General features: G+C 38.2%; 6 protein-coding genes and 1 pseudogene. 1 reads left to right on the top strand and 6 read right to left on the bottom strand.

The features are described 5' to 3' along the window. Positions 1–533 precede the first annotated feature (533 nt). Positions 534–863: a four-helix bundle copper-binding protein gene (locus HX124_RS17650; RefSeq protein WP_016658833.1), complete on the top strand. Its 330-nt coding sequence runs from the start codon at positions 534–536 to the stop codon at positions 861–863. A 127-nt stretch (positions 864–990) separates the two neighbouring features. Here HX124_RS17650 and HX124_RS17645 read toward each other — a convergent pair. From HX124_RS17645 to HX124_RS17620, 6 genes and pseudogenes are all read right to left on the bottom strand, one after another. Beyond that, a pseudogene (locus HX124_RS17645) lies at positions 991–1,283 on the bottom strand (type II toxin-antitoxin system RelE family toxin). Beyond that, on the bottom strand, positions 1,273–1,533 hold the full coding sequence (locus HX124_RS17640) for a type II toxin-antitoxin system RelB/DinJ family antitoxin (protein WP_286384288.1): 261 nt from the start codon (positions 1,531–1,533) through the stop codon (positions 1,273–1,275). The pseudogene HX124_RS17645 and the gene HX124_RS17640 overlap by 11 nt, the downstream one beginning before the upstream one ends. A 98-nt stretch (positions 1,534–1,631) precedes the next feature. Further along, positions 1,632–2,966, bottom strand: coding sequence for an ISNCY family transposase (locus HX124_RS17635; protein WP_104488254.1), 1,335 nt, complete (start codon positions 2,964–2,966; stop codon positions 1,632–1,634). Positions 2,967–3,182: 216 nt separating this feature from the next. Beyond that, a complete protein-coding gene (locus tag HX124_RS17630; RefSeq protein WP_154320112.1) occupies positions 3,183–4,127 on the bottom strand; it encodes a copper resistance protein B in 945 nt (314 codons plus the stop codon). Next, positions 4,114–4,452: a hypothetical protein gene (locus HX124_RS17625; RefSeq protein WP_004897649.1), complete on the bottom strand. Its 339-nt coding sequence runs from the start codon at positions 4,450–4,452 to the stop codon at positions 4,114–4,116. The genes HX124_RS17630 and HX124_RS17625 overlap by 14 nt, the downstream gene beginning before the upstream one ends. Beyond that, positions 4,439–4,937: multicopper oxidase domain-containing protein (locus HX124_RS17620; RefSeq protein ID WP_286384285.1), on the bottom strand; the 499-nt coding region annotated here is incomplete at its 5' end. The genes HX124_RS17625 and HX124_RS17620, both read right to left, overlap by 14 nt.

Below are 4,937 nucleotides of genomic sequence, written 5' to 3'. Positions count from 1 at the left end.
GATTCTTTCGATTCTTAGCCTCATCCCATTCAAAATACTGTTCCATAAAAAACATTCAAATTTGTATATACAATAATGTATCACAAAATTGTATCACTCAAGCTGAGAAGCGTAATTTTTAGTCAAATTTATTGGCAAAATATTTCAAAACTGCTCATAAAAAAGCCGACTTGTTTCAAAATCGGCTTTTTGGGCATTTTTGGCTTTTTAAGGTTTTATTAAGTATCTGATATTTAAATTAATATACAAGTGTATTGCGTATAACCACCATTATGTTAAATAGAGGGAAAATCTATTTTTAAAGTGATAAAATTATTGCAGTTATTTTAAGAATAGCTGCTTTTGATACTTGATCATCTATCCTAATTAAAAACTGTTTTTTAATAATTTGGAATATAAATAAGATTTAGTTAAAATTAACATTATTCATATAAATTAACATTATGTATTACATTTACTAATAATTTAAAATAATTAGTAGAAAAAAATTATGTTTTAATTATTTCTTTGATTATATAAGTTGAGAGTAAAAAATGATTAATACGGAATTTTCAAAGTGTATTTCTGCATGTACAAACTGTTCACTTATTTGTACTGAATGTGCAACTTCTTGTTTAAAAGAAAAAGATTTAGAGATGATGCGTGAATGTATTCAACGTTGTCTAGAATGTGCAGATATTTGTCAGTTATGTGTGCGTATGCAACAACATAACTCACCTTTCCTCAAAGAGATTTGTGAGCTTTGTGCTAAGATCTGTGAATATTGTGCGGAAGAGTGTGAAAAACATTCACATGATCATTGTAAAAAATGTGCTGAGGCTTGCCGTCAGTGTGCAGAAGAATGTCGAAAAATTGCCATGTAAAATACTTCAATAATGTTAATTATATGCTCTAGACTAACATAATCATTCTGCTAGTCTAGAGCCTTTCCTAAAATTAACATAATACACCTTATACGAAGCCAAAAATGGGAGCTTTAAGCTCCCATTTTTAGTCTTTAATTCGCTTTTTCGCTTCGTCATAAACTATGCTATCAGCTCGTTTTCCGACGGTAATGAGCAGGATAACTACCTGATCATCTTTAACTTGATAGACAAGTCGGACACCAGCTTTTAATAATTTGATTTTATAGCAACCTGCAAGATCGCCTCTAAGCATATTCTTTGGAATATGTGGCTGCTCTATGACTTTGGCTAGTTTCTTTTTAAATTGATCTCGTATAGCAACAGGGAGTTTTCCCATTCTGCTGTAAAGTCCTTGTGACGTAAAAGCTTATAAGTCATCTAATGTGACTTCCTCAAACATCTCTTTAGGATCATTAATGCGCTTACGGACAAGAGCTAATAATTCTTCATCTTCTTCCGAAAGCAAAGCTTTTTTGACAGGCAGTTTCCCAGTCGTAGCAACATACTCAAGAATACTAGTGAAGAAATCAGTAGGTGCAATACCTTGCTCTTTAAGGATTGAATAAGATTTTTCTTTAAGGGCTTCATCGATCCTGAAGTTAACGTAGCCATCATATTTCCCAAGTATTTAATGTACTAGGAATATTGTAATGCAAATTGCATTTCAAGTCGTGTTATTCACCAATTAAAATGTCTATGCGATAAACCATTTAAAATGTCCTGTTTTTAACTACAAGAGTCAAGCACAGGATTTAAATTTCTTTGTTCAATAACAACTTTCTGAGCTTTACGACTCGGCATACTTTTCTTGAGACGGGAACGTTTATTCTGTTTCTCCAATTCCTCATGTTGCTGCTGGATATGGGCCAGGACCGAACCTAATCTTTTATTCTCAACCACTTCATTCTGCTGTAGTCCAGCCAGTTTATTGAAGACGCTATAGTTGATCTTCCGTCCTTCATGCATAATTGCCACAGTACCATCCGGGTACTCCAGAAATGAAATGTATTGCCCAACAAGCTTATGATTCAGCTCTGTCGGTTCAAGCATATAAATACACTTGTCATAGGTCAGGGTCAGATTCTTGGTGACCTTACGCGGTTCCTGCCAGGTAAAAATATCATCCAGTTCAAGATCAGATTCGGTTAATGGCCGATGCAGGTTCTTTGAGTTTCGCGCACATTTGGCGAACTTCTGATTGAACTGCTCAATAAAGCAGGGTAACCATATATTGGCCTCTGCAATCGAACCGATGCCTTCCAGGCGCATCTCTTTGATCAGACGGTCCTGAAGGGTTCTGTTGGCACGTTCCACACGACCTTTGGCTTGGGGTGAGTTGGCAAAGATAATATCGATGTTCAAATTATTCAGAATCCGCCCAAATTGCGTAATTTGGCTGTCTTGCCTGGATTTCTGATTAACTCTGAATACCGAATGCTTGTCACTATAAAAGGCTAGAGGTTTGCCGTATTGTTCAATGTAGGCTCGGGTTGAAAGCATGTAGTCAAAGGTCGTTTCAGCCTCACAAAAGCGCAGATGCAACAGCTTTCCAGTGGCATCATCGATATAAACCAACAAGCAGCATTTTGCAGCTCGACCTTCAAACCAGTCATGATATGAGCCATCAATTTGGATCAGTTCACCGAAGCAATCCCGGTTATAACGTGGCTGATATGGACGCTTCAGGCGCTTGGATCGCGGAATCCACAGGTCATTGGCCGTCATCCAGCGCCGAAGCGTTTCTACCGGTATATTCAGGTCAAACATGCTGCTGAGCTTCTCATGCGCCAAGGTGGGTCCAAAGCCCAGCAAATGTTCAGCAATAATGGAAAGGCACTTTGATTTTAACAAGTCATCATGGCGACGATGGCCAGGTTGACCACGACTGGCATGTGCCATACCTGAGACACCATCTTGATTGAGCTTCTGCAATAACCGGGTAATTTGACGGGTGGAAAGATTTAGGATTTCAGCAGCACGGACCTGGGTAATACGATGATCTCGAACGTCTTGCAGAACTGCAAGCCGTTGAATTTCTTTGTCAGACATAGTGATAAGCATCTATATTTATATCCAGTCCATGGTGATAAAAACCATCATAAACTAGACATTTTTATTGGTGAGAATATAGACACTTTAAATGGGTTCTAACAAGTCGACTTCGCATAACAGCCATTATGTTAAATGGAAGGAAGCAAAATAAGTTAACATTTTGCTTCCGGCCACATTAAGCTAGAGTTTTATTTAAATAAAGCTATTTAGTAATCATTAAATTAATTAAAATCTAAATCTAACACCAGCTCCATATAACCAACCTTTCTCAGAGTTTGATTCTATTTGCCACGACGTTTCATCATTACCTTTTGAATACTCATAGGCAATGTCGATATAAGGCATGATCTTTTTACTGATTTCATAGCGAGTTTCAAACCCTGCGGTTGCACTGCTTAAACCAGTTTTTTTCGCATATTTAGAGTCATCACTAAAGATAGCATCCAACTCTAAATAAGGTTGAATAATCAACTTTTGCGTAATCAGAAAATCACGTTCCGTTTCTAGGCTAAAGCCCGCATAATTGTCTTCTCCCGCATAGAGATAAGCATCAGTTTCAAAGAAATATGGCGCCATACCATGTAAGCCAATCACCGCATCAACATTTTCTTCGGTGTCTTTGCGATGATCATTGAGTTCAACTTTTTCACTACGATAACGTGCACCAATCTGTGCATCCCAAAAGTCTGAAATCATACGGCTATATAAAAGTTTGGCATCATAATGTGCATCATGCGATTCTTCTTTATCGGCATGAATTTTAATAAAAAGCTTATTTTCATCTGTGCCAATACGGGTTTCAAACTCTGACTTTAAATCACCTGTGCCATCTTCATTGACAAGCCACTTATTGTCCACTGTCGTAATCGCATAAATTTGCGCACCGTGTTCTGAGCGATGATCATAATGCGAACTCTGCTGAGCATTCGCATCTGGTACATGATGTAAATGATTAACCGTAGATGTTGCCTGATGTTGTGCCTGATTCATTTGGCTATGGTTCATTTGAGAGCGATCCATTTGCATCGGCTGATTTTGACTAGAAGATGTAGCAACTGTCATTTTTTCAGGCGCACTATGATCTTCACCATTATGTGCCAAACTCACTGCACTGACCATCAACAAAGAGCTTGCTAAAACAGTTTTAGAAAAAAGATTAATGGTGCGCATGTTGATCTCCTTTCTGTACTTTTTGATCTTGCTGTTTCTCTGTTGATTTGTGATGCATTGGCTGATGACCTGCATGTTGATGGTTCATCGGTGCTGAATGTGCAGCATGATTCATTTTCCCCATCATCTGCATGTGTTGTGCATGCTCTTGTGGAGAATGCTGTGAATGATCCATCTCAGACATCGCTTGATGATTCATTGATGGTACATTTTTTCCATCAGTCTGAGCAGTTGAATGATGCCCTTCGTGCGCCAAACTTAAGCTTGTTAAACTCAATACCGCAACAGAAAAAAACGCTTTAAATACAAAATTAGTGATGTGCATGTCCAGCTCCTTTTTGCTCAGTTACTTGGTGAGTTTGAGTCGAATTTGTACCTTGAATTGGCGTTGTAGACACTTGTTCATCGCTAACATTTGCCACGATCAACTTGTTCATCATTCCTGCACTCATGTGATACAACAAATGACAATGGATTGCCCATTCGCCCAACTCATCCGCAGTTAATAAAGCAGTGACTGTTTTACCCGGTGGTACAATCAATGTGTGTTTATTCGGCATATCTACCGACTCTTGACCATTCTCCAACTGCATAAACATGCCATGTAAATGCATGGGGTGCGCCATCATACTGTCATTAATAAATTTGATACGGATACGCTCGCCATACTTCACTTTTAATGGCTCAGCATCGCTGAATTTTTTACCGTTAATCGTCCAAATATAACGCTCCATGGCACTGTTGCAAATAGTCGGTGGTGATAAACTTATCATCCCCTTTTGCTGATGGAGCTGCACATGAACCCATTCA

Origin of the sequence: Acinetobacter sp. 226-1, assembly GCF_030329325.1 — a bacterium.
Taxonomy (GTDB): domain Bacteria; phylum Pseudomonadota; class Gammaproteobacteria; order Pseudomonadales; family Moraxellaceae; genus Acinetobacter; species Acinetobacter sichuanensis.
This window is presented reverse-complemented; position numbering and strand designations above follow the sequence as displayed.